Here is a 23555-nt window from a genome sequence, read left to right on the forward strand (position 1 = left end):
GGTGCCCTGAGGTGCCGGACGCGGATGTCACCGCGAACCGCGGAAGTCCGCGCCCTCCACGATGAGTCCGGCCGCCAGCGCGCCGGACATCCCGCTGTGCGCGAGCCCGCCGCCGGGATGCGACCAGCCGCCCGCGAAGTACACCCCGGGCACCGGCGAGACGTTCGCGGCGGGCAGCAGCGCCCCGCCCGCTCCGGCCAGCGCAGGCCCGGGCACCTCGCGGGTACCGGTCTCCCGGAAGGTGTCCTCGGGCGTACGCACCTCGCGCCACAGGAGCCGCTCCCGCAGTCCCGGAACAGCCGCTTCCGCTGCTGCCGCCATCCGGTCGGCGAAGGCTTCCACCCGTGCGCCGCCCCCGCCCCACCGGTCCTCCGGAGACCGGCTGCCGGGCCCGATGGTCACGGTGGCGGGCACGGTCGCGGTCACGGTGACCGCCTCGTGGCCGCCGGGCCGCAGCCGTTCGTCGTCCGGCCGGAGCACCACGACGGTCGGCCGGTCGCACAGCCGCCCGGCGGCCAGCGCTGCCGACTCCCCGGCCGGGTCGGGCGAGTGCACCACCGTCCGGTGTGCCGCGTCCGCCTCCCGGGTGCCGCGCAGGGCGAGGCAGACGGTCATGCGCCCGGTGCGCACCGCCGACTGGTGGTGCGGCCACTCGTCCGGGGAGTGCCACGGTATGACCCGGTCCCGGTACAGCGCCGGCACGGGAGCGCCCGCGACGACATGGTCGGCGCCGGCCGTACTGCCGTCCGCCAGTTCCACGCCGGCGGCCCGGCCGTCCTCGATCCGCAGGCCCGTCACCTCGGCACCGAGGACGAACTCCACCCTCCGCGCCAGGCACCGCTGGTGCACGGCGTCCGCGAGGGCCCGTATTCCGCCCCGCGCGTACCAGCTTCCGAATGTCTGCTCCAGGTAGGGCAGAACCGCGGCGGAAGCCGGCGCGGTGGCCGGATCGAAGCCGTACGCCAGGGCGTGGCTCCCCAGCAGTGCCGCAAGCCGAGGATCGCGCAACTCGCGGCGGCCCACATCGGCGAGGGTGCGCGCCGGGCGGCGCAGCAGGCCACTCCTGGCCGCCGGGTACGGGTCCGAGGCGAGGGGGGACGCGTCCGGCGGCAGCGGCTCCTCCAGCAGCGGCCGCCGGGAACGGTCCCAGGCATCCCTCGCCCGCACCAGGAAGCCGCCCCAGCGCTCACCCGCTCCGGCACCGAGTGCTCCGTCCAGCGCCGACACGACACCCGCGCGTGAGGCGTTCGGCAGTGTCACGGCCGTGCCGTCGGCGAAGACATGGCGGCCCGCCGGGTCCACCGGGACCAGGTCGACGCACCGCTCCAGGGGCTCCCTGCCGGTCTTCACGAAGAAGTCGCGCCAGACGGCGGGCAGATGCAGCAGACCGGGCCCGGTGTCGAAGGCGAAGCCGTCACGTGCGAACCGGCGCACCGCACCGCCGTGGGTGTCCGCCCGCTCGTACACCGTCACCCGGTGGCCCGCCACGGCCAGCCGGGCAGCGGCCGCCATGGCGCCCATCCCGGCGCCGATCACCGCAATCCGTGCCATGCCAGCGACTGTATCCGCCGCCTCCGACAGCCGTGGGGGCGGTGCTTGCGCCCGCCCCGGCCACGCCCGGCCACGCCCGGCCACGCCCGACCGCGGACCCGTCGGTGGCCTCGTCGGTCCGGGCGGGCGCGGATCGCTGAGTATCCGTACCTAGTACGGGAGATGAGTAGGCGTGCGGATGGGGGCCGGCCTGCGCGGAGGGCAGAGTGGAGCCCACGGGAAGGGGCGCGGCGCCGGCACCGCCGGCACGGGGCGGCGGAACGGCGCCGCGCTCCTTCGGAACGGGGGTGCCCGGACCGGGGGAACAGCGGTACGGGGCAGTGGGGGAACCGCGGGGGAGGTGCCGGTGCGGCGGGGCTCGGACCATCGGGCTTCGCGCACCGGCGCCTCCCCGCCGCGTGTTCCCCCGGCAGCCCCGCCGCGGGGAGTGCCCGCACGTGCGCCGCGGGACCGCAGGGCGCCGGTGGCGTCGGTCAGCGGCCGCCGACCCGGCCGTGCAGCAGCCGGGACAGGGCCGCGTGCACCTCGTCGAGGGACCGCTCCCGCTGGAACGCCTGCCAGTCGAGCGCCGCCACGAGCACCATCCCGACCAGAGCCGCCGCGGTCAGCGGGATGTCGATCTCCTGGTTCAGCTCGCCCCGCTCGATGCCTTCCCGCAGCACGGTCTCCACGACGGCGACCGCCTCCCGGCGGACCACCATCAGGGTCGACCGCCAGGCCCGGTTGGTGCGCCAGAGCTCGGCGACGTACAGCTGGGTGAAGGCGGGGTAGCGGTCGATGAAGACCAGCCCGGCGCGGATCATCCCGTCCAGCGCCTCGGTCTTGCTGCCGCCGCGCTGCTCCGCCTCGTCGGCGGCCTCCCGCAGCGAGGCGGTCAGCAGGCCGACCCCGTACCGCAGCAACTCCTCGAAGAGTTCGGTCTTGCTCGTGAAGTTGTAGTAGACGGTGCCCTTGGCGACGCCGGCCCGCTCGGCGATCTCGTCGACCGTGGTGGCGGAGAAGCCCTGCTCGGCGATGAGGGTCACCGCCGCCTCGTAGAGCTTGGCGCGGGTGGCGTGTCTGCGGGTGCTGCCGCTGTTCATGGTGACGATTCTCGCAGGTCCGCGCGCCTCACAGACTCAGCTCGGGGTGAAGTCGGTCGAACGTCCACACCTGTCTGCGCCGTGCGGACACCGCGGTCAGCGCCAGTGCCCCGGCGGTGAACGCCACGAGGACGGCCACGGCCTGCCAGACCGGTCCGGCGCCGCCGCCGGTGATGAGCCGGCGCAGCGCCTCGACCACGTACGTCATCGGCAGGTAGGGGTGGACGGCGTTGAAGAACGGCGGGCTGGTCTGGACGGGGTAGGTCCCGCCCGCCGAGGTCAGCTGCACCATCAGCAGCGCCAGTACGAGGATCCTGCCGGCCGCGCCGAAACGGGCGTTGAGCCACTGGATGATGGCGGCGAAGCAGCCGACGACCAGCGCCAGGAATCCCACCGTCCCGGCGGCGCGGGCCATCTGCAGCCCGAGTCCCCAGTGGAGCACCGCCATCAGCGCGCCGACCTGGAGCAGTCCGAGCGCCGCCACCGGCAGCCACCCGGCGACGGCGATCCGCCAGGGCGGCGCCCCGGCGGCCAGCGCCCGCCGGTTGAGCGGCTGGATCAGCATGTACGCCACCATGGCGCCCACCCAGAGGGAGAGCGGGATGAAGTACGGGGCGAAGCCGGTGCCGTAGTTGTCCGCCTTGTGCAGTGACTGGGAAGCGAGTCGCACCGGGTCGGCCATCACCTCGGTGCGCCGGTCGCGCTCCTGCTCGTCGTAGTCGGGGATCCTGCCGACGCCGTCGTTGAGCCCGCCGGCCAGTTCGCCCGAGCCGTCGACGAGCTGGTACATGCCGCCGTCGAGGTCGTGGGCGCCGTTCTCGAGCCTGCCCACCCCGGTGTCGAGGTCGGCGGATCCGGCGCGCGCGGTGCCCAGACCCCGGTGGAGTTCGCCGGCGCCCTCGGCCACCTTCTGCGCCCCGGCGTCCAGCCGGCCGATGTCCGCGACGGCCTTCTCGATGTCGTCGCCCAGGGTGGGGGAGCGCTCTGCGAGGCCCTCGGCCAGTCTCTGGAGCTCGATCAGCCGGGCGTCGAGCTGCTTCAGCTCGGCGCTGCTGCCGTTCACCAGCGCGACGACGTCGTCGGCGGCCGCCGCGGAGCCGGCCGTCGCGGTCCTGGCCTTCTCCAGGACCGGGCAGACGGCGGGATCGGGGGTCGCGGCCTCCTCGCAGCGCGATACGTAGAGGTCGTTCGCCTCGCCGGCCGCTTCGTGCGCCGTGGCCGCGGCGGCCGGGGCGGTCGTCACGAGGAGCTCCAGCCGGTCGCGCGCCGCGCGGGCGCCGTGCTCCACGAACCGTGCGTGCTCGCCGATCGCCGCACCGTCGCCTTCGAGGTAGGGCCGGGCGCCGGCCGCCACGGCGTTGACCTTCTCGGCGAGCCGGCCGGTTCCCGCGGCGAGCTCGCGGGTGCCCTTCTCCAGCTCGCCCGCGCCGTCCTCCAGGCGGCTGATGCCGCCGGCGAGCCTGCCGCTGCCGTCCTTGGCGTCCGTGAGGCCGTCGGCGAGTTCCCTGGAGCCCTCCTTCGCCTTGCCGATGCCGCCCTGGAGCCGGTCGGCGCCCGCCGCCGCCTCCTCGGTGGCGTCGTGGATGTCGGAGAACGAGATGAAGATCTTGTCGAGGAAGGAGCGGGAGGCGTCCTTGGACGCGGACTCGCGGACCTCGGCGAAGACCGTGCGGGAAATCTGGCCGACGACGTAGTTGTTGGCGTCGTTCGTCCGCACCTCCAGCGCCCCGGTCTGAGGGGTGTCGCCGGAGGCGGAGGCGATGCGCTCGCTGAGGTCGGCGGGCATGGTCAGCGACAGGTAGTACGTGCCGTCCTCGACGCCCTCGCGGGCCTCCCGGGAGCTCACCGGGTGCCAGTCGAAGACGTCGCTCCCGCGCAGGCCCTCGCTGATCTCGTCGCCGACCGCGATCCTCTTGCCGGCGGCGGTCGCGCCCCGGTCGTCGTTGACCAGCGCCACGGGAAGCTTGTCGAGGCGGCTGTACGGGTCCCAGAACGACCACAGGTAGAGGGCGCCGTAGAGCAGCGGAAGAAGCAGGATCGCCACCAGCGCGGCCCGCGGGAGCCTGCCCCTGCCGAAGCGCTTCAGTTCAAGCGCGGCCAGTCTCGGCGAGCGCATCCGCCGCCCCCTCCTCGTGCTCGTCCGTCGGCCCGGTGCGGGTCCCGGCGGCCTCGATGCCAGGGGCCGCCGCCTCACCGGCCCCGCCCCCGTGCCTGTGGTGGGAGGCCGTGCCCGCCTCGGCGCCGGCCGCGGCGGAGGCCGTCGCGTCCGTCCGGACCACCACGGCGCCGGCGTCTCCGGGGGCCTCGCTGCAGACGGTGAGCACGGTCGTGCCCTCGGCGGCGACGCCGCGGAGGAGTCCCCAGGCCGCGGCCCGGTCTGCCTCGGAGAGCTTGAGGTCGGCATCGTCGACGGCCAGCAGCCGCGGGCGGCCGATCAGCGCGAGGGCCACGGAGAGCCGGAGCGCCTCCAGCCGTCCGAGATCCCGTACGGCCGTGCGCCCCGCCTTCGGCAGGGTGTCCACGTCGAGCCCGGCGACGTCCAGCGCCCGGTCCAGCCGGGCCCGGGCCGCCGCGGCCCGTTCACCCGGCGGCCGGAGCAGGGCCCTGAGCGAGCCGCCGAACCTCTGCTGCAGCAGGACGCGCTCCCGCAGATGCTCGGCGACGGTGAGCGCCGGGTCGAGGTCGCTCACCCCCGGAACCGGCCCGAGTGCGCTGATGCGGCGGACCGCCGCCATCCTGCGCGGCAGCCGCAGCCCGGCCACCTCCGCCTGTCCCTCCGCCGGCTTCATGCGCCCGCTGAGCGCGAGCAGCAGACAGGTGCGTCCGGAGCCGGAGGGGCCCTCGATCGCGACGAGCGAACCCGGGCCGGCCTCGATGTCCACGTTCCGGAACGCCCAGCCGCGCGGTCCTCTGAGGCCCAGGCCCCGGGCTCGTACGGCTGCCCCGTGGGGGATGTCCACGCGCACCCTCCTTTGAACTGACCAGTCAGTTTAAAAACTACCGGGGGAGCACGGGCCGAAGCAAAACGCGGCTGCCGGGTCGCGTGCGGTGTGGCGGGTGCGCACCCGATCCGGCGAGAGCCGGGGCTCGTTCCCCTGTCCTGGGAGGCCCGAGGGACACCCGAGGGCCGGGCGGGGACCGGGTGCCGGCACCAGGGGCCGGGGGGATCGGGGACGAGACCGGGGGGCGGGGCCGGGGGTGCCCCGGGACGGACGTCGCGTCCGGCTCAGGCAATAGGGTGGAGCCAGCCTGCACCGTTCACGCCCCCTCAGCAGGGGCGGCACCCGCGCCGAGGAGTCACCAGCAGTGTCGGACCAGATGCCCCCCGTTCGGTCTCGCCGCGGGGAGACCCCCTCCCGCGCCTCCCTTCGCACGGCCGTGGTCTGGGAGGTGCTCAGGGACGCCCTGGACGGCCGGGCCAAGGCGACCGGACGGGACGCCCTGGACGTCCTCGACACCGGCGGCGGCTCCGGCAACTTCGCCGTTCCCGCCGCCCGGCTCGGCCATCGCGTCACCGTGGTCGATCCCAGCCCCAACGCGCTGTTCGCGCTGGAGCGCCGGGCCGCCGAGGCCGGGGTGGCCGACCGGGTCCGCGGGGTGCAGGGCGATGCCCACGGGCTGTTCGACGTGGTGGAGCGCGGCGGCTTCGACGCCGTGCTGTTCCACGGCGTGCTCGAGTACGTCGAGGATCCGGCCGAAGGGGTGCGGAACGCGGTCGAGGCGCTGCGCCCCGCAGGCGCCCTCAGCCTGCTCGCCGCCGGGCTCGGCGGTGCCGTCCTCGCCAGGGCCCTGGCCGGGCACTTCACCGAGGCCAGGCAGGCGCTCGCCGACCCGGCGGGGCGCTGGGGCGAGGGCGATCCGACACCGCGCCGGTTCACGGCCGGGCAGCTCACCCGGCTCGTCGGCGACGCGGGCCTGGAGATCGCTTCGGTGCACGGTGTCCGGGTGTTCGCGGACCTGGTGCCCGGGGCGCTCGTGGACACCGAGCCCGGGGCGCTGGAGGCCCTGCTGAAGCTGGAGGAGGCCGCCGCGGAGTCGCCGGCGTTCCACGCGGTCGCCACACAGCTCCACGTCCTGGGCCACAAGCGCGGCTGATCAAGGACCCTGTCCCGGTGCCCGCCGCTGATCAGCTACGCAGCCGCAGGCGGAGTACGCCACAGGCCCCCCGGCCAAGGCGTTCGCCCCGTATGATCGGGGGACGCGTTCCGGCATGACGGACGAGCGGTTGGGGAATCAACGTCTCAGCAGCCGATCCGGCATGGCAGGCCCAGGAGGCGATCGGGCACTCGGCGGGTTTCACGGGGGCGATTCCCTGCCTATCCTGAAAGGGCCGCATACCGGTCGCCCCCGCGACCGACGACTAGGAGGACTCCGTGCCGCTCTCGGAGCACGAGCAGCGAATGCTCGAGCAGATGGAGCGAGCGCTGTACGCCGAAGATCCCAAGTTCGCGACAGCGCTTGAGGGAAGCGGGCTGCGTACGTACACCCGACGAAGGGTCTACCAAGCGGTCGCCGGCTTCCTGGTGGGTATCGCGCTCCTCATGGCCGGAATGGTCGCCCAGCAGATCTGGATCAGCGTGGTGGGTTTCCTCGTCATGCTCGGCTGTGCGGTCCTGGCGGTCACCGGCTGGCGCAAGGCGCCGAAGCCGGGCGAGCAGAGCGACCCCGGGGCTGAGGCCACCCGCCGGCAGCCCAGGCAGCGCCGGTCGCTGATGGACCGGATCGAGCAGCGGTGGCAGCGCCGCCGCGACGAGCAGGGCCACTGAGCCCATGTGACATGCACATCCGTGGACCGGATACGGCTCGAGGGGTGACCGCGACGGGGTCACCCCTCGAGCCGTATCCGGTCCACGGGCGTGGCGGGCCATGTCCCGCCACGCCCGTGGACCGGCTGTCCAGGCCGAGGTCCGGTCCGCCACCGCGTCCGGGGCCCCGGTGGCCACCATCCCGCCGCGGGCGGCCCCTCGGCCTCCGGACCCGGTCCGGAGGCCTCCTCGTCAGCCCCGGTGGCGCAGGGGCCTGCGCAGCTGTGCCACCGCGCGGTCCCGGAGCCCGCGCCGGGCGGCGGTGACGCGGTCACCGACGGCACCCCAGCGCTCCGAGCACGCCCATACCACCCGCATGCCGGACCGCGGGAGTGTGAGCGCCCGCAGGCGCCCGACGCGCCCGGCCCGCTCTCCCAGGCCGGCCCGCACCCGTTCGGCGTCCTCGGCCAGCCCCGTACCCGGGGCGGGTCTCGGTGCGTAGAGCACCTGTTCCACCGCTCGGGCCACCCGCCGGACCGAGTCCGCGGGCGCGCCTTCCAGTCCGCCGAGCCGGACGATGCGCGCGGCCGCCCTCCTCGGCGACAGCGAGTCGTCCGGCACGATGCCGTGGTCCCAGGCGGTGTCGGTGACTTCCTGCCAGACCAGGAGGGTCCGCGCGGCGGCATCCTCCGCCGTACGCCCGCCGGAACCGAGCCGGAGCCCGCGCAGCCTCCTGCGCCACAGCATCGGCAGCAGCAGGACCGCGGCCGGTGCGGCGATCCCCCCGGCCCACATCAGGACCGAGCCGAGCGTCGGACCCTCGCCGCCGGCCGCCGCGACATCCTGCGGCGCCGTGGCACCGCACTCGCCGAGCCGGCGCTCCTGCGGGGAGCAGTCGGACGACCGGGACGGAGCGGCCGGCACCTCCTCCGGCGCGGCGGCCTCCGGTTCCGCCGGGCTGCTCGGCCCGGCGGACGGGATCGCCGCACGTGCGTAGTCGGGGGCGCTGCCACGCGTCGGCGTCGGCTCGAAGCGGGTCCACCCCACGCCCTCGAAGTACAGCTCGGGCCAGGCGTGCGCGTCCCGGTTGGTGACCGACATCGCGCCGTCCGCGGCGGGCGAGCCGGGAGTGAAGCCCACCGCGACACGGGCCGGTATCCCCAGCGTCCGCGCCATCGCGGCCATGGAGAACGAGAAGTGGATGCAGAACCCCTCCTTGTTCTTCAGGAAGCGCGAGATCGCCTGGATGCCGCCGCCCGAATCCACCTCGGTGTCGTAGCTGAAGCCCCCGTCCGCGGCGAACCAGTCCTGGAGCGCGACCGCCCGCTCGTAGTCGTTCGCGGCTCCCCGCGTCACCCGCAGCGCCGTGGAGCGCACATCGCCGGGCAGCGTGTCCGGCACCCGGGTGTACTCCTCCAGCAGCGCGGCGGGGGCCTTCGGCGCCTCTGCCAGCTGCTGCGCGGTCGGCCTCACCCGGAGGCTGGTGACCGAGTACTGCAGACCCCCGGTCGTCTGGCCGCGGTCGCCGACGATCGTGCGCCGTGCCGGGTCGAAGCGCCACCGGCCGTCCACAGCCACCTCGGAGGCGGGATACGGCATGGGCAGCCAGCCCTGCCGGTAGGCGGCCGCAGCGGAGATGTTCGTCCTGACCTCCGTCGTGGCGACCCCGTCGCCCAGGCCCTCCGGTCGCGGGAGCTCACCCGGGATGTCGGTGATCTCGCGGACCGAGAACTTCCACGCCCCGCCGTCGAACCGGTCCAGTGCCATGATCCGCAGATACATGTCGCCCGTGGTCTTCGCGTTCGTCTTGTACTTGAGCCACTCCCGGCTCTCGGGCTGGTTGAGGCTGTCCTTCAGCGTCACCACCGGGTTGACCGCGTTGATCGTGCCGCCGCCCGGGCCGGTTCCCGCACCGCCGCCGCCCTGGCCGATCAGACCGCCGCCCAGGGAGGGGAGGGACCAGTGGACGACCAGGGCCACGCCCAGCGCGGCCGCGCCGATCCGCCTGCCGGTGCGCATCGGTGCGCGCGCCGTCCCGCCCTCGATGTCGAGCCCCGCCCCGCCGCGCTGCGGGGCGCCGCCGAAGACCCTGCCCCACTGGGACAGGCGGTCGCGGCTCTCCGCCAGCAGAAGCGCCAGATACCCCGAGGCCGCCAGCGGGAACCACCACCAGCCCGCCCCGCCCCCGGACAGGCCGGCGGCCACCGAGAACAGCGCGAGCAGCGGCAGACCGGCGGGCGCGGCGCTGCGGTAGGTCACGGCCAGTGCGTCCACGGCCAGGCCTATCAGCAGCACCCCGCCGATCAGCATCAGCATGATTCCGTCGGTTGCCGGTGCCGGGATCGCGTACCGGCCGACATCCTGGGCGCCTGCGGCCAGCAGCTCGCCGAACCTGGTGCCGGCGTCCGGCCCGGGGACCACCCCGAGCAGCGCGTCCTCACGCGCGAAGAGCAGCGTGAGCAGCAGCAGGATCAGCACGGCCTGGCCGGCCACGATCAGCGGCCGCGCCAGCGGCACCCGCCGCGCCGCCGCGCCGGCCCCGCTGACCACGGCCGACAGGAACGCCGCCTGCAGCAGCCACGTCCACGCATCGACGAGCGGTGTCATCGCGGCCGCCGCCAGCAGTGTGGCGGCCCAGGCGCACAGGGCCAGCCGTCCTCGACCGCTCATGACCACTCCCCGGTGATACCCGCGGTACCGGCCGGGGCGGAGTGGGCGCGCTCGCGCCCCGCCGCACGCCACAGCGCTGGCAGTGCCGCGCCCGGCCCGGCCGGTACCACCGTCCAGCCGGCCTCGCGCAGCCCGCGCAGCCGTGCCTGCACGGCGTCGTCCGGCATTCCGTCCACAGCTCCGTCCACAGCTCGGTGCACCGCTCCGTCCTCGGCCCGGTCCGCCGCCCACAGGCCGCTGTCCGGCACGAACGCCACCGCGCTCCCGCTGCGCCGCCGCATCCGGGCCGCCACCGCGGTCTGCTCCTCGTCCATATCGCCGAGGAAGGCGATCAGCAGGCCCTCCCCGCCGCCCCGCAGCGCGTCGCAGGCGTGCGAGAGGCCCCTGCCGTCCGAGTGGTCCACGACCGCGAGCGCATCGAGCATCAGCGCGGCGGCCTCCTGCGGCGAGCCGGCGGGAGGGTCCGCGCCGTCGCCGGGCAGCGAGGTGCCCGTGTCGGTCAGCAGCCGGACCGAGAAACCCCGCTCCAGCATGTGCACCACGGCCGAGGCCGCCCCCGAGACCGCCCACTCGAAGGCCGAGTCGGGCCCGGCCCCGTGGTAGGCCGAGCGCCGGGTGTCCAGCAGCACCGTGCAGCTGGGGCGGCGGGGCTGCTCCTCGCGGCGCACCATCAGCTCGCCGTAGCGTGCCGTGGAACGCCAGTGCACCCGGCGCAGATCGTCCCCGTGCCGGTAGGTGCGGGGGATCACGTCGTCGTCCCCCGCCAGGGCCGACGTGCGCTGCCGTCCCTCGCCGTGGCCCGCGGCGTCGCCCGGCAGGGACACCGCAGGCAGCGGCTCGGTCCGGGGTACCACGGTGAGGGTGTCGGCCGTGCTGAAGGAACGGGTGAGTTCGCACATGCCGAACGGGTCGTCCAGCCGCAGCTGCAGCGGGCCGAGCGGATAGCGCCCGCGCAGGTCGGAGCGGACCCGGTAGGACACCTCGCGCCGGCCCCCCGGCTCCACCCGGTCCAGCACGAACCGGGGCCGGGGGCCCAGCACGTAGGGCACGTGGTCCTGGAGCATCAGCAGACCCGTGGGCAGCCGGGAGACGTTCTCCAGGCACAGATGCACCCGCGCCTCGGATCCGGCGGGCACCCGGGACGGAAGCAGCCGCCGGCTGCCCGCCACCCGGTGCCGGGTCCGGTACAGCACGGCCGCGCAGAGCAGCGGAAGCACCGCCAGCAGCAGACCGACCCGGAGCAGATCGCTCTGCCCGAGGACCACGGCGCACATCGCCGCGGCCACCCCGGCCGCCAGGAACGAGCGGCCGCGTGTCGTCAGCCCGCCGAGAGCCGACCGGATGCCGCCCGTGTCGTCGCCGGCGGCGGCGGGACTCCCGGCCGTCATCAGATCCGCCGGACGCCGGGCCGCTGCCCGCCGAAGACCGGGCCGCCGGGCGCCTGGCGGCCGCCGGCCCCGTAGGCCCGGTCGCTGCCGGAGGCCGGCACGGGCGTGCGCTGCAGGATCTCCTGCACGACCTGCTCGGCGGTGCGGCGGTTCAGCTGGGCCTGGGCCGTCGGCAGCAGACGGTGGGCGAGGACCGGCAGGGCGAGCGACTGCACATCGTCCGGCAGTGCGTAGTCCCGGCCGCTCAGCGCCGCCGACGCCTTGGCTGCCCGCAGGATGTGCAGCGTGGCGCGGGGCGAGGCGCCCAGGCGGACATCGGGGTGGTCGCGTGTCGCCGAGACCAGGTCCACCGCGTACCTCCGCACGGAGTCGGCGACATGGACCGTCCGCACCGCGTCGATCAGCTTCACGACGTCATGGGCGTGCGCCGCCGGTTTGAGGTCGTCGAGGGGGGACACCGCGCCGTGCACGTCGAGCATCTGCAACTCGGCCTCAGGGGTCGGATAGCCCATCGACACCCGCGCCATGAAGCGGTCCCGCTGGGCCTCGGGCAGCGGGTACGTCCCCTCCATCTCCACCGGGTTCTGCGTGGCCACCACCATGAAGGGCGTGGGCAGTTCGTATGTCCGGCCGTCGATGGTGACCTGCCGCTCCTCCATGGACTCGAGCAGCGCGGACTGGGTCTTCGGCGATGCCCGGTTGATCTCGTCGCCGATCACTATCTGGGCGAAGATCGCGCCGGGTTTGAACTCGAAGTCGTGCCTCTGCTGGTCGTAGATCGACACGCCGGTGATGTCCGACGGCAGCAGGTCCGGCGTGAACTGGATACGCCGGACCGAGCAGTCGATCGACCGCGCCAGTGCCTTCGCCAGCATCGTCTTGCCCACGCCCGGCACGTCCTCGATCAGGAGGTGCCCCTCCGCGAGCAGCACGGTCAGCGAGAGCCGTACGACCTCGGGCTTGCCCTCGATCACACCCTCCACCGATCTGCGGACGCGCTCCGCCGTGGTGGTCAGATCCGTGAGGCTCGCTCGATCGTCATAGGTCGTCACCCGGCCCTCCTCGGCCCGTTCCATGGACCGGTGCTCTGCTTGCGGCACGGTCCACTCCTCAACACGGACACCCTCTCCGGTCGGATCCGTGAAGGTGTCACCCACCGCATTCTTGTTGCCGTTGCCGCGTTATGTCACTCGCCTGCGGACAAGTGGGCGCCATATGTCTGCGGTTGCCGTGTTTGGCGACTCACACAGCGCTGTGATCCATCCCACGCCGATGGGAGTGAGGGCCGGCGGGGCGGCCCCTTCGCCTGCCGGTCATGGCCGTGCCCTGCCGTGCCCTGCCGTGCCCTGCCGTGCCCTGCCGTCCCCTGTGCGGAGAGGGAATCCCGTGCCGTTCCCCTACTGCTCCCGCCGGGCCGGCGGAGGGCACCGCCCCCCAGCCGGGCCGTGCGGCGCGCGCGGGGCGGACTCAACCGGTGGGTGCGATCTCCCGCAGCAGGCCGGACTTGACGTCGAAGACGAACCCGCGCACGTCGTCGGTGTGCAGCAGGAACGGCGAGGTGCGTACCCGCTGCATCGACTGCCGCACGTCCTGGTCGACGTCGCGGAACGCCTCCACCGCCCAGGACGGCCGCTGGCCCACCTCGGCCTCCAGTTCGTGCCGGAAGTCCTCGGTCAGGCTCTCCAGGCCGCAGCCGGTGTGGTGGATGAGGACGACGCTGCGGGTGCCGAGGGCGCGCTGGCTGATGGTCAACGAGCGGATCACGTCGTCGGTGACGGCTCCGCCCGCGTTGCGGATCGTGTGGCAGTCGCCGAGTTCCAGGCCCAGCGCCGCATGCAGGTCGAGACGGGCGTCCATACAGGCCACCACGGCGACCTGGAGCACGGGCCGGGCGTCCATGCCGGGGTCGGTGAAGCCCGAGGCGTAGTCCTGGTTGGCCTCGACGAGCCGGTCGGTGACCGTACCGCTCGCGACGGCGGATTCTGCGGGGAGCTGCGGGGAAGTCGACATGTCTCTGACGGTAATGGTCACGAGCCCGGCCGGCTCGCCGTGAGAGCGGACAAAGAGCGTCAACGCGACCTGTTGTGAGTTAACCCACAGGCGGGGCCGGTCCAGGCCCGTTCGGGTGAACCGTCCCGCCCCGGCGCCCCTCGGCGGCTGCGCGGCGACGCGCCATCCGGTTGATTGACCGGCCCGGCCGGTGGACTAAAGTGACGCGCAGTTCACGGACACATCCCGTACATTTCCGCCGCATTTCCGCTCCGCGATTTCACGTTCCCCCGTTCCCCCCGTTCCCCCGTTCTCCCGTTCCCGCGTTCCGTGTTCTCGGCGCGGGTGCGGCACACGTACGACCCCGGCCGCCGCCAGCGCCGGACCTGAGAGGGCGCATTGAGCCAGCGACACGTCCCGGTGATGCTCCAGCGGTGCCTTGACCTGCTGGCGCCCGCCCTGGAGCGTCCGGACGGCACCGCGGCCGGGGGCCCGTGCCCCGTGGTCGTCGACTGCACCCTCGGCCTCGGCGGACACAGCGAGGCGCTGCTGACCCGGTTCCCCGCCGCCCGGCTCGTCGCACTCGACCGGGACCGGGAGGCGCTGCGGCTGTCCGGTGAGCGGCTCGCCCCGTTCGGCGATCGCGCCACCCTCGTACACGCCGTCTACGACGAGCTGCCCGAGGTCCTCGGCGAACTCGGCATCCCCGCCGTCCAGGGCGTCCTGTTCGACCTCGGTGTCTCCTCGATGCAACTCGACGAGGCCGGCCGGGGCTTCGCCTACGCCCAGGACGCCCCGCTCGACATGCGGATGGACCAGACCACCGGCGCCAGTGCCGCGGAGGTCCTCAACACCTACCCGGCCGGCGAGCTCGTCCGGATCCTGCGCGCGTACGGCGAGGAGAAGCAGGCCAAGCGGATCGTCGCCGCGATCGTCCGGGAGCGCGGGAGGGAACCGTTCACCGGCAGCGCGCGCCTCGTCGAGCTGATCCGCGAGGCGCTCCCGCAGGCGGCCAAGCGTACGGGCGGCAACCCGGCCAAGCGCACGTTCCAGGCCCTGCGCATCGAGGTCAACGGCGAACTGACCGCCTTGGAGCGGGCCGTCCCGGCCGCCGTGAAGGCCCTCGCCGTGGGCGGCCGGATCGCGGTCCTCTCCTACCACTCGCTGGAGGACCGGCTGGTCAAGCAGGTCTTGGCCCAGGGGGCAGCGACCACGGCGCCGCCCGGACTGCCCGTCGTACCCGAGCGGTACCAGCCGCGGCTCAAGCTCCTCACCCGCGGCGCCGAACTTCCCTCCGAGGAGGAGGTCGCCCGAAACCGCCGGGCGGCGCCCGCGCGGCTGCGCGGGGCCGAGCGCATCCGCGAGGACGTGCGGTGACGGCGGCCGTGTCGAGGGAGCGGGACCGGTGACGGCGACCGCGGTGAGGGAGGGCGAGAGGTGAGGACGGCCCCCGGACAGCCGAAGGGGAGGGCCGCCCGGCTCGCGCGGCTCATGCCGTCCGGGCCGAGCACCGCGGCCCGGACCCCCTTCGTCCTGCTGGTCGTCGTGCTGCTCGGCGGCGGGCTGATCACCCTGCTGCTGCTCAACACCTCCCTCAACGAGGGCTCGTTCAGGCTGAGCGAACTCAGGAAGAAGACCACCGAGCTCACCGACCGGGAACAGGCGCTGCAGCGGGACGTGGACGCGCGCTCCGCCCCGGACGCACTGGAGCGGCGGGCGCGCGAACTCGGCATGGTGCCGGGCGGCAGCCCCGCCTTCCTCGGCCCCGACGGCACGGTCCGCGGGGTCCCCAAGCGGGCGAAGGCCGACCCGTCGGCCGTTCGGCCCCAGCAACCGCCGGCCCGCCCGTCCGGCCCGCCCGTACCGGCGCAGCCGTCCGTGCCCGCCGATCCGGCATCGTCCGCGCAGCCGTCCGTGCCCGCGCAGCCGTCCGGCCCCGTGCCGGCGCCCGTCCCACCGGATCCGTCGGCCGCCGGCGCGCCCGCGGCGCCCGTGGGGCCCTCCGCGCCGCCGCCCTCCGCGTCCGGCGCGCCGCAGCCGTCCCCCACGACCCCCGGCAGGTGACGCAGTGCCACCCAAGGAACCCCCGCGGCGCCGTGTGCCGGGCCCCGCGCGTCCTGACCGGCCGGCCGGTCAGGGCCGGCCCGGGGCCCGCTCCCGCCCGAACGCGCGGCCGCGGCCGGCGGCACCCGGCCGGATCCGGCTCGGCAACCCCCGGCCCCGGCTGCGGCTCGTCAGCGTCGCCCTCACCCTCGTGATGCTGGCCTTCGTGGTGCGGCTGCTGCAGGTGCAGGCCGTCGACGCCGGTGCGTACGCCGCCATGGCGGAGAAGAACCGCTACACGAGCCACACGCTGGCGGCCGAGCGCGGCCGGATCACGGACCGTGCCGGGATCGCGCTCGCCACCAGCGTCGACGCGCACGACATCACCGCCGACCCGAAGATGTTCACACCCGAGGAGAGCAAGGCACCGGACGCGCCGGAGCAGGCCGCGGCACTGCTCGCACCGATCCTGGCAGCCGACCCGGCGGAGCTCGCGAACAAGCTCAAGGCCCCGAAGTCCCGGTACACCGTCCTCGCCCGCCGCCAGACCCCGCAGGTCTGGAAGCAGATCAAGGACCTCAAGATCGTCTTCGCCGAGAAGGCCGCCGCGGACAGGGTCAGGGGCGGCCCCGGCGCCAACGTCCTCGCGGGGGTCTTCCAGGAGTCCAGCAGCCGGCGGGTCTACCCCAACGGCGATCTCGCGGCCGGGATACTGGGCTGGGTCAACGCCGAGGGGCGCGGCGCGGGTGGCCTGGAGTCCATGCTGGACAAGGAACTGGCGGGCAGGGACGGCAGCATCACCTACGCGCAGTCGGGCGGGCGCCGGGTGCCCACCGCCGGGACCCGGGAGAAGCCCGCCGTCCCCGGCTCCGACATCGAGCTGACGATCGACCGCGACATCCAGTGGGCCGCGCAGCGCGCGATCAGCGAGCAGGTGGCGAAGTCCAAGGCGGACCGCGGCTATGTGCTGGTCCAGGACACCGCGACGGGCGAGGTCCTGGCGATGGCCAACGCGCCGGGCTTCGACCCCAACGACCTCTCGCGGGCCGATCCCGCAGCCATGGGCAACGCGGCCCTCCAGGACGTCTACGAGCCCGGCTCCACCAGCAAGGTCATGTCCATCGCCGCGGTGCTCGAGGAGCAGGCCGCCACCCCGGCCACCCATGTCACCGTGCCCAACCGGCTCCACCGCGGCGACCGGCTCTTCAAGGACGACGTCGACCACCCCACCTGGTATCTGACGCTCAACGGCGTCCTCGCCAAGTCCAGCAACATCGGTACGATCCTGGCGACCGGGCAGCTCGGGAAGACCCAGGGCGAGGCCAACCGCGTCCTGTACTCCTATCTGCGGAAGTTCGGGATCGGAAGCCTCACCGGGCTCGGCTACCCGGGGGAGAGCCCCGGCATCCTCGCCAAGCCGCAGGACTGGTCGACCTCCCAGCAGTACACGATCCCCTTCGGCCAGGGCCTGTCGATCAACGCCATGCAGGCCGCCTCCGTCTACTCGACCATCGCCAACGGCGGCGTACGTGTCGAACCCACCCTGGTGCGCGGCACCCGCGGCCCCGGCGGGCGCTTCGTCCCGGCGCAGGCGCCGGAGCGGACCCGCGTGGTGAGCGAGAAGACCGCGAAGACCCTCGCCACCATGCTGGAGTCGGTCGTCGGGGACGAGGAGGGCACCGGGACCAGGGCCCGGATCCCCGGCTACCGGGTCGCCGGGAAGACCGGCACCGCCAACCGGGTCGATCCCGAACTCGGCCGCTACCGGGGCTACACCGCCTCCTTCGCCGGCTTCGCTCCCGCCGACAAGCCGCGGATCACCGTCTACTGCGCGATCCAGAACCCCACGAGGGGCAGCTACTTCGGCGGCCAGATCTGCGGACCCGTCTACAAGAAGGTCATGGAGTTCGCGCTCAAGACCCAGCAGGTCGCGCCGACCGGCGCGGCCCCCGCCCGGCTGCCGGTCAGCTTCGACCCCGGCGCGTGACGCGGGAGGAACAGCCAGTGAGAACCATCACGCCGGATCCCGGGAACCGCTCCCCGCGGTCCGTCCGGCCCCTGCCGGCGGTCACCCCCTCCCCGGGCGCCGGCGGCTCCCGGGAGGGGCCCTCATTTAGCGCCCGTCCCGGTACTGCCGGTACGCTCACCGCCGTGCCACAAGCTGATCAGTACCGAACCGCCCCTCCTCGTCCGGCCGAGGTCCGCCCGACCGGCCTCGCAGAGCTGGCCGCCCGGCTGGGGGTCGGGTCCCCGGGCTCCGGCGCGGTCACCGGCATCACACACGACTCCCGTGCGGTGCGCCCCGGAGACGTCTACGCCGCCCTGCCCGGCTCCCGGCTGCACGGCGCCGACTACGTCGCCCAGGCCAGGGACCTCGGCGCGGCCGCGATCCTCACCGACCCGACGGGCGCCGAGCGCGCCGCAGGGACCGGGCTGCCCGTCCTGGTCACCGAGGATCCGCGCGGCACCATGGGCGAGCTCGCCGCCGAGATCTACGGGCGCCCCGGACGGGCGCTGCTGCAGATCGGCATCACCGGCACCTCGGGCAAGACCACCACGGCGTACCTCGTCGAGGGCGGTCTGCGCGGTGCAGGACACCGCACCGGCCTGATCGGCACGGTCGAGATGCGCGTCGACGAGGAGCGCATCAAGTCCGAGCGCACCACCCCCGAAGCCACCGATCTGCAGGCCCTGTTCGCCGTGATGCGCGAGCGCGGCGTCGAGTCGGTGGCCATGGAGGTGTCGAGCCACGCCCTGGTGCTCGGCCGGGTCGACGGCTGCGTGTTCGACGTCGCCGTCTTCAGCAACCTCTCGCCGGAGCACATGGAGTTCCACTCCGGCATGGAGGACTACTTCCGGGCGAAGGCCCAGCTGTTCACCCCGGCCCGCGCCCGGCGGGGCGTCGTCAACCTCGACGACGAGTACGGGCAGCGGCTGGTGGGGGAGTCCTCGATCCCCGTCGTCACGTACTCCGCCGAAGGCCACCCCGACGCCGACTGGCGCGCCGACGGCGTGGAAGTGGGCCCGCTGGGCTCCACGTTCACCGCCCTCGGCCCCGAGGGCGAGCGGGTGCGTGCCAGGGCCCCCCTGCCGGGCCCCTTCAACGTCGCCAACACCCTCGCCGCGATCGTCGCCCTCGCCGTCGCGGGCGTCGACCCGCAGACCGCGGCCGACGGTGTCGCCGCGGTGCCGGGCGTCCCCGGCCGGCTGGAGCGTGTCGACGCCGGCCAGCCGTATCTGGCGCTGGTCGACTACGCGCACAAGACGGACGCGGTCGAATCGGTCCTGCGCTCCCTGCGCAAGGTCACCGAGGGCAGACTGCACATCGTGCTCGGCTGCGGCGGCGACCGCGACCGGAGCAAGCGCGGCCCGATGGGCGCCGCCGCCGCCCGCTACGCCGACACCGCCGTCCTCACCTCCGACAACCCCCGCTCCGAGGACCCTCTCGCGATCCTCGCCGCGATGCTCGCGGGCGCGGCCGAGGTGCCTGCGCACGAGCGCGGCGACGTGCTCGTGGAGGAGGAGCGGGCCGCCGCCATCGCGGCGGCCGTCGCCCGCGCAGCGCCCGGTGACACCGTGCTGGTCGCCGGCAAGGGGCACGAGCAGGGGCAGGACATCGCCGGGGTGGTCCGCCCCTTCGACGACCGCCGGGTGCTCCGCGAAGCGATCGAGCACAGCCGCAAGAACAGTGGGGGATAAGTACGTGATCACCCTCTCCCTCGCCGAGATCGCCGACATCGTGGGCGGGCGGCCGCACGACATACCGGATCCGTCCGTATGCGTCACCGGGCCCGTCGTCCGCGACTCGCGGGAGGTCGTGCCCGGCAGCCTCTTCGCCGCCTTCGCCGGCGCCCGCGTCGACGGCCACGACTACGCCGCGGACGTGGTCGCCGCAGGCGCGGTCGGCGTGCTCGCCTCGCGCCCCGTCGGTGTTCCCGCCGTCGTGGTGGACGACGTCCCCAGGGCCCTCGGAGCCCTGGCCCGCGCCGTGGTGCGGCGCCTGGGCGCCACCCTGGTGGCCCTCACCGGCTCCGCGGGGAAGACGAGCACCAAGGACCTCATCGCCCAGGTGCTGCGCCGCAAGGCGCCGACCGTCTGGACGCCCGGCTCGCTCAACAACGAGATCGGCCTGCCGCTGACCGCGCTCAGCGCCACCGGAGAGACGAGGTTCCTGGTCCTCGAGATGGGCGCCCGCGGTATCGGTCACATCCGCTACCTCACCCAGCTCACCCCGCCCCGCGTCGGGGTGGTGCTGAACGTCGGCAGCGCCCACATCGGCGAGTTCGGCGGACGCGAGCAGATCGCCCAGGCCAAGGGCGAACTCGTGGAGACGCTGCCCCCGGCCGAAGCGGGCGGAGTGGCCGTCCTGAACGCCGACGACCCCCTCGTCCGCGCCATGTCGGCCCGCACCCGGGCACGTGTCGTGCTGTTCGGGGAGTCGGACGAAGCGGACGTACGCGCCGAGAACGTCCGCCTGCTGCCCGGCGGACGGCCCGCGTTCCTGCTTCGGGCACCCTCCGGGTGCAGCGACGTGACCCTGCGGCTGTACGGTGAGCACCACGTGTCGAACGCGCTCGCCGCGGCCGCCGTCGCCCATGAGCTGGGCATGTCCGTCGACGAGATCGCCACCGCGCTCTCGGAGGCCGGCACCCTCTCCCGCTGGCGTATGGAGGTCACCGAGCGTCCGGACGGCGTCACGATCGTCAACGACGCCTACAACGCGAACCCCGAGTCCATGCGCGCCGCACTCCGTGCGCTCGCCGCCATGGGCACGGCCGCCGAGGCGGCCGGGGGGCGCACGTGGGCGGTGCTCGGTCCGATGGCCGAGCTCGGCGGCGAGGCGCTGGCCGAGCACGACGCGGTCGGACGGCTCGCCGTCCGGCTCAACGTCAGCAAGCTCGTCGCGGTCGGGGGCAGGGAAGCGTCCTGGCTGCAACTGGGCGCATATAACGAGGGTTCGTGGGGTGAGGAGTCGGTGCACGTGTCCGACGCGCAGGCGGCGGTCGACCTGTTGCGCAGAGAGCTGCGCCCGGGAGACGTCGTGCTGGTGAAGGCTTCCAGGTCGGCCGGGCTCGAGCGGATCGCCGAGGCGCTGCTCGCGCGGACCGGTCCGGCCGAGGGGCAGGTCGCCGGCCGATGAGGCAGATCCTCTTCGCGGGAGCCATCGGGCTCTTCCTGACGCTCATCGGTACGCCGCTGCTGATCAAGCTGCTGGCCCGCAAGGGCTACGGCCAGTTCATCCGGGACGACGGTCCGCGCAGCCACGGCAGCAAGAAGGGCACGCCCACCATGGGCGGCATCGCCTTCATCCTGGCCACGCTGATCGCGTACGCCCTGACCAAGGTGATCACCGGCGAGGACCCGACCATCCCGGGGCTGCTGGTGCTGTTCCTGATGGCCGGCATGGGACTGGTCGGCTTCCTCGACGACTACATCAAGATCGTCAAGCAGCGGTCGCTGGGCCTGCGGGCCAAGGCGAAGATGGCCGGCCAGCTGATCGTCGGCATCGCCTTCGCGGTACTGGCACTGCAGTTCCCGGACAACCGGGGCAACACGCCGGCCTCCACCAAGCTGTCGTTCGTCACCGACTTCGGCTGGTCGATCGGGCCGGTGCTGTTCGTGGTCTGGGCGCTGTTCATGATCCTCGCGATGTCGAACGGCGTGAACCTCACCGACGGCCTGGACGGCCTCGCCACCGGCGCCTCCGTCATGGTCTTCGGCGCGTACACCTTCATCGGCCTGTGGCAGTTCCAGGAGTCCTGCGCCAACGCGATGACCCTGACCAACCCCGCCGCCTGCTTCGAGGTGCGCGACCCCCTCGACCTCGCGGTCGTGGCCTCCGCGCTGATGGGCGCCTGCTTCGGCTTCCTCTGGTGGAACACCTCCCCCGCGAAGATCTTCATGGGCGACACCGGCTCCCTGGCGCTCGGCGGCGCACTCGCCGGCCTGGCGATCTGCTCCCGTACCGAGCTGCTGCTGGCACTCCTCGGCGGCCTGTTCGTCCTGATCACCATGTCCGTGGTCATCCAGGTCGGCTCGTTCCGGCTCACCGGGAAGCGCGTCTTCCGGATGGCCCCGCTGCAGCACCACTTCGAACTCAAGGGATGGTCCGAAGTCCTGGTGGTGGTCCGTTTCTGGATCATTCAGGGCATGTGCGTCATCGTGGGACTGGGCATCTTCTACGCGGGCTGGGCGGCCGAGAAGTGAGCATCCGGGGCTGGCAGGGCAGGCAGGTCACCGTCGCCGGGCTGGGCGTGAGCGGCATCCCGGCCGCCCGCGTCCTGCACGGCCTCGGCGCGGTCGTCACGGTCGTCGACGACCGCGACGACGAGCGCGCCCGGAGCCAGGCGGCGGAGCTGGAGTCCTGGGGGGCGGCGCACAGCGCCCCCGGCGGCCGCGGCGCCGGGCGGGCGGGTATCACCGTCCGGCTCGGCGACGGAGCCACCCTGCCCGAGGGCACCGAGCTGGTCGTCACCGCGCCCGGCTGGAATCCCGGCAAGCCCCTCTTCGCCGCGGCGGCCGAGGCGGGCGCCGAGGTCTGGGGCGACGTCGAGCTCGCCTGGCGGCTGCGCGGGACGGACGGCCGCCGGGCGGCACCCTGGCTCGCGGTCACCGGCACCAACGGCAAGACCACGACCGTGCGGATGCTCGCCTCGATCCTGACGGCCGCGGGGCTGAAGACCGCGGCCGTGGGGAACATCGGGGTCTCGCTGCTGGATGCGGTGCTCGGGGAAGTGAAGGAAGGCACGGAAGGCACGGAAGGCGCGGAAGGGGCGGGAGGCGCGGAAGGCGCGGAAGCGGAGAGAGGGGGAAAGCAGGAGTACGACGTGCTCGCCGTCGAGCTCTCCAGCTACCAGCTGCACTGGGCCCCCTCCCTGCGCGCCCACTCCGCCGCCGTCCTCAACCTCGCCCCGGACCACCTGGACTGGCACGGCTCCATGGAGGCGTACGCCGCCGACAAGGGCCGGATCTACGAGGGCAACACGGTCGCCTGCGTCTACAACGCGGCGGACCCGGCCACCGAGGCCCTGGTGCGGGAGGCGGACGTCGTCGAGGGCTGCCGAGCCGTCGGCTTCACCCTCGGCACCCCCGGCCCCTCGCAGCTCGGCGTCGTGGACGGCATCCTCGTCGACCGCGCCTTCGTCGAGAACCGGCAGCGGCAGGCGCAGGAACTCGCCGAGGTCTCCGACATCTCCGCGTCCTCCTCCCGGGGGGCGGGCGCCGGTCCCCCGGCCCCGCACAGCATCGCCAACGCCCTCGCCGCGGCCGCCCTCGCGCGCGCCTTCGGGGTCCCGGCTGCCGCGGTACGCGACGGGCTGCGGGCGTTCCGGCCCGACCCGCACCGCATCGAGCATGTGGACGACGTCGGAGGCGTCGCGTACGTGGACGACTCCAAGGCCACCAACACCCATGCCGCGGAAGCGTCCTTGGCGGCCTACCAGCCGATCGTCTGGATCGCGGGCGGTCTCGCCAAGGGAGCGACGTTCGACGAGCTCGTCGGCAGGTCCGCCGGCCGGCTGCGCGGCGCGGTGCTGATGGGCGCGGACCGGGCGCTGATCGCCGAAGCGCTGGCGCGACACGCCCCCGAGGTCCCGGTGGTCGACCTCGACCGGACCGACACTGGGGCGATGTCGGCGGCGGTCCGCGAGGCGGCCCGGCTCGCGCGGCCCGGGGACACGGTCCTGCTGGCCCCCGCCTGCGCCTCCATGGACATGTTCGCCAACTACAACAAGCGAGGCGAGGCGTTCGCGGACGCGGTCCGCGCCCTCGCCGCCGAGCGCACCTGACCGGCCCTGGCCCCGCCGTCACGACCCGGCGGCGCGGGCCACGACCTGGAGGGGACGGCGACATGCCACCCGACGCGACCGCGACACCCGACCCGTCCCGCCCCGACCGGCACTGCCCCGGTGCTTCGGACGGCCGTCGTCCCGGCGCCGGGGACCCGTCCCGCTCCGGTGCCCCGGACCCGTACTGCCCCGGTGCTTCGGACGGCCGTCGTCCCGGCGCCGGGGACCCGTCCCGCCCCGGTGCCCCGGCTTCGGGGCGGCCCGTCGGCGGTCGCGGTGTCCCGGATTGCGGGGTCCGCC

At 74.1% G+C, this 23555-nt stretch carries 17 protein-coding genes; 9 read left to right on the forward strand and 8 right to left on the reverse strand.

Features of this window, described 5'->3' with window-relative positions; genetic code table 11:
• Positions 1 to 27: 27 nt before the first annotated feature.
• The 4 genes from SCWH03_RS06205 to SCWH03_RS06220 form a co-directional block, all read right to left on the reverse strand.
• Positions 28 to 1551 carry a phytoene desaturase family protein gene (locus SCWH03_RS06205; protein WP_173263092.1) on the reverse strand — a complete coding sequence of 508 codons (1524 nt, stop codon included), beginning with the start codon at positions 1549 to 1551 and terminating at the stop codon, positions 28 to 30.
• 473 nt (positions 1552 to 2024) lie between these two features.
• A complete protein-coding gene (locus SCWH03_RS06210) occupies positions 2025 to 2633 on the reverse strand; it encodes a TetR/AcrR family transcriptional regulator (protein ID WP_173263095.1) in 609 nt (202 codons plus the stop codon).
• A gap of 28 nt (positions 2634 to 2661) precedes the next feature.
• Positions 2662 to 4749, reverse strand: coding sequence for a YhgE/Pip family protein (locus SCWH03_RS06215; RefSeq protein WP_173263098.1), 2088 nt, complete (start codon positions 4747 to 4749; stop codon positions 2662 to 2664).
• The gene (locus SCWH03_RS06220) at positions 4721 to 5593 is read right to left on the reverse strand and encodes an ATP-binding cassette domain-containing protein (protein WP_173263100.1); all 873 of its coding nucleotides are present in this window, start codon (positions 5591 to 5593) and stop codon (positions 4721 to 4723) included. The genes SCWH03_RS06215 and SCWH03_RS06220 overlap by 29 nt, the downstream gene beginning before the upstream one ends.
• Positions 5594 to 5951: 358 nt before the next feature.
• Here SCWH03_RS06220 and SCWH03_RS06225 point away from each other — a divergent pair, with 358 nt between their 5' ends.
• Positions 5952 to 6728, forward strand: a complete 777-nt coding sequence (locus SCWH03_RS06225) for a methyltransferase (RefSeq protein WP_173263363.1) — start codon at positions 5952 to 5954, stop codon at positions 6726 to 6728.
• 278 nt (positions 6729 to 7006) lie between these two features.
• A complete protein-coding gene (locus tag SCWH03_RS06230; RefSeq protein ID WP_173263103.1) occupies positions 7007 to 7399 on the forward strand; it encodes an SCO2097 family morphological protein in 393 nt (130 codons plus the stop codon).
• A gap of 231 nt (positions 7400 to 7630) precedes the next feature.
• Here the strand turns inward: SCWH03_RS06230 and SCWH03_RS06235 are convergent, their stop codons facing one another.
• From SCWH03_RS06235 to SCWH03_RS06250, 4 genes are all read right to left on the reverse strand, one after another.
• Complete coding sequence (locus SCWH03_RS06235; protein WP_173263106.1) at positions 7631 to 10048, reverse strand: transglutaminase TgpA family protein; 2418 nt, start codon at positions 10046 to 10048, stop codon at positions 7631 to 7633.
• Positions 10045 to 11436, reverse strand: a complete 1392-nt coding sequence (locus SCWH03_RS06240; protein ID WP_173263109.1) for a DUF58 domain-containing protein — start codon at positions 11434 to 11436, stop codon at positions 10045 to 10047. The genes SCWH03_RS06235 and SCWH03_RS06240 overlap by 4 nt, the downstream gene beginning before the upstream one ends.
• On the reverse strand, positions 11436 to 12488 hold the full coding sequence (locus SCWH03_RS06245) for an AAA family ATPase (RefSeq protein WP_173263364.1): 1053 nt from the start codon (positions 12486 to 12488) through the stop codon (positions 11436 to 11438). Before SCWH03_RS06245 ends, SCWH03_RS06240 begins: the two co-directional genes overlap by 1 nt.
• Positions 12489 to 12903: 415 nt before the next feature.
• Entirely contained in the window at positions 12904 to 13446 is a 543-nt protein-coding gene (locus tag SCWH03_RS06250) for a beta-class carbonic anhydrase (protein WP_173263112.1), read from the reverse strand.
• Positions 13447 to 13824: 378 nt separating this feature from the next.
• Here SCWH03_RS06250 and rsmH point away from each other — a divergent pair, with 378 nt between their 5' ends.
• The 7 genes from rsmH to murD all read left to right on the forward strand — a co-directional run bounded on the left by rsmH (position 13825) and on the right by murD (position 23255).
• Entirely contained in the window at positions 13825 to 14802 is a 978-nt protein-coding gene (rsmH, locus tag SCWH03_RS06255) for a 16S rRNA (cytosine(1402)-N(4))-methyltransferase RsmH (protein WP_173263114.1), read from the forward strand.
• Positions 14803 to 14916: 114 nt separating this feature from the next.
• Positions 14917 to 15489 carry a cell division protein FtsL gene (gene ftsL, locus SCWH03_RS06260; protein ID WP_173263365.1) on the forward strand — a complete coding sequence of 191 codons (573 nt, stop codon included), beginning with the start codon at positions 14917 to 14919 and terminating at the stop codon, positions 15487 to 15489.
• 4 nt (positions 15490 to 15493) lie between these two features.
• Positions 15494 to 17455, forward strand: a complete 1962-nt coding sequence (locus tag SCWH03_RS06265) for a peptidoglycan D,D-transpeptidase FtsI family protein (RefSeq protein ID WP_173263116.1) — start codon at positions 15494 to 15496, stop codon at positions 17453 to 17455.
• Between the two features lie 17 nt (positions 17456 to 17472).
• On the forward strand, positions 17473 to 19167 hold the full coding sequence (locus SCWH03_RS06270; protein ID WP_371872620.1) for a UDP-N-acetylmuramoyl-L-alanyl-D-glutamate--2,6-diaminopimelate ligase: 1695 nt from the start codon (positions 17473 to 17475) through the stop codon (positions 19165 to 19167).
• A 4-nt stretch (positions 19168 to 19171) separates the two neighbouring features.
• The gene (locus tag SCWH03_RS06275) at positions 19172 to 20608 is read left to right on the forward strand and encodes a UDP-N-acetylmuramoyl-tripeptide--D-alanyl-D-alanine ligase (protein WP_173263122.1); all 1437 of its coding nucleotides are present in this window, start codon (positions 19172 to 19174) and stop codon (positions 20606 to 20608) included.
• Positions 20605 to 21675: a phospho-N-acetylmuramoyl-pentapeptide-transferase gene (gene mraY, locus SCWH03_RS06280; protein ID WP_109293083.1), complete on the forward strand. Its 1071-nt coding sequence runs from the start codon at positions 20605 to 20607 to the stop codon at positions 21673 to 21675. Before SCWH03_RS06275 ends, mraY begins: the two co-directional genes overlap by 4 nt.
• Complete coding sequence (murD, locus tag SCWH03_RS06285) at positions 21672 to 23255, forward strand: UDP-N-acetylmuramoyl-L-alanine--D-glutamate ligase (protein WP_173263125.1); 1584 nt, start codon at positions 21672 to 21674, stop codon at positions 23253 to 23255. Before mraY ends, murD begins: the two co-directional genes overlap by 4 nt.
• The last annotated feature ends 300 nt before the right edge of the window (positions 23256 to 23555 follow it).

It is taken from the genome of Streptomyces pacificus (assembly GCF_011766325.1).
Classification (GTDB): domain Bacteria; phylum Actinomycetota; class Actinomycetes; order Streptomycetales; family Streptomycetaceae; genus Streptomyces; species Streptomyces pacificus.

Bases quoted from the DNA above. Each gene is read 5' to 3' on its own strand.
- SCWH03_RS06205 (WP_173263092.1), bottom strand. From the start codon at position 1,551: ATGGCACGGATTGCGGTGATCGGCGCCGGGATGGGCGCCATGGCGGCC.
- SCWH03_RS06210 (WP_173263095.1), bottom strand. From the start codon at position 2,633: ATGAACAGCGGCAGCACCCGCAGACACGCCACCCGCGCCAAGCTCTAC.
- SCWH03_RS06215 (WP_173263098.1), bottom strand. From the start codon at position 4,749: ATGCGCTCGCCGAGACTGGCCGCGCTTGAACTGAAGCGCTTCGGCAGG.
- SCWH03_RS06225 (WP_173263363.1), top strand. From the start codon at position 5,952: ATGCCCCCCGTTCGGTCTCGCCGCGGGGAGACCCCCTCCCGCGCCTCC.
- SCWH03_RS06235 (WP_173263106.1), bottom strand. From the start codon at position 10,048: ATGAGCGGTCGAGGACGGCTGGCCCTGTGCGCCTGGGCCGCCACACTG.
- SCWH03_RS06240 (WP_173263109.1), bottom strand. From the start codon at position 11,436: ATGACGGCCGGGAGTCCCGCCGCCGCCGGCGACGACACGGGCGGCATC.
- SCWH03_RS06250 (WP_173263112.1), bottom strand. From the start codon at position 13,446: ATGTCGACTTCCCCGCAGCTCCCCGCAGAATCCGCCGTCGCGAGCGGT.
- ftsL (WP_173263365.1), top strand. From the start codon at position 14,917: ATGCCGTCCGGGCCGAGCACCGCGGCCCGGACCCCCTTCGTCCTGCTG.
- mraY (WP_109293083.1), top strand. From the start codon at position 20,605: ATGAGGCAGATCCTCTTCGCGGGAGCCATCGGGCTCTTCCTGACGCTC.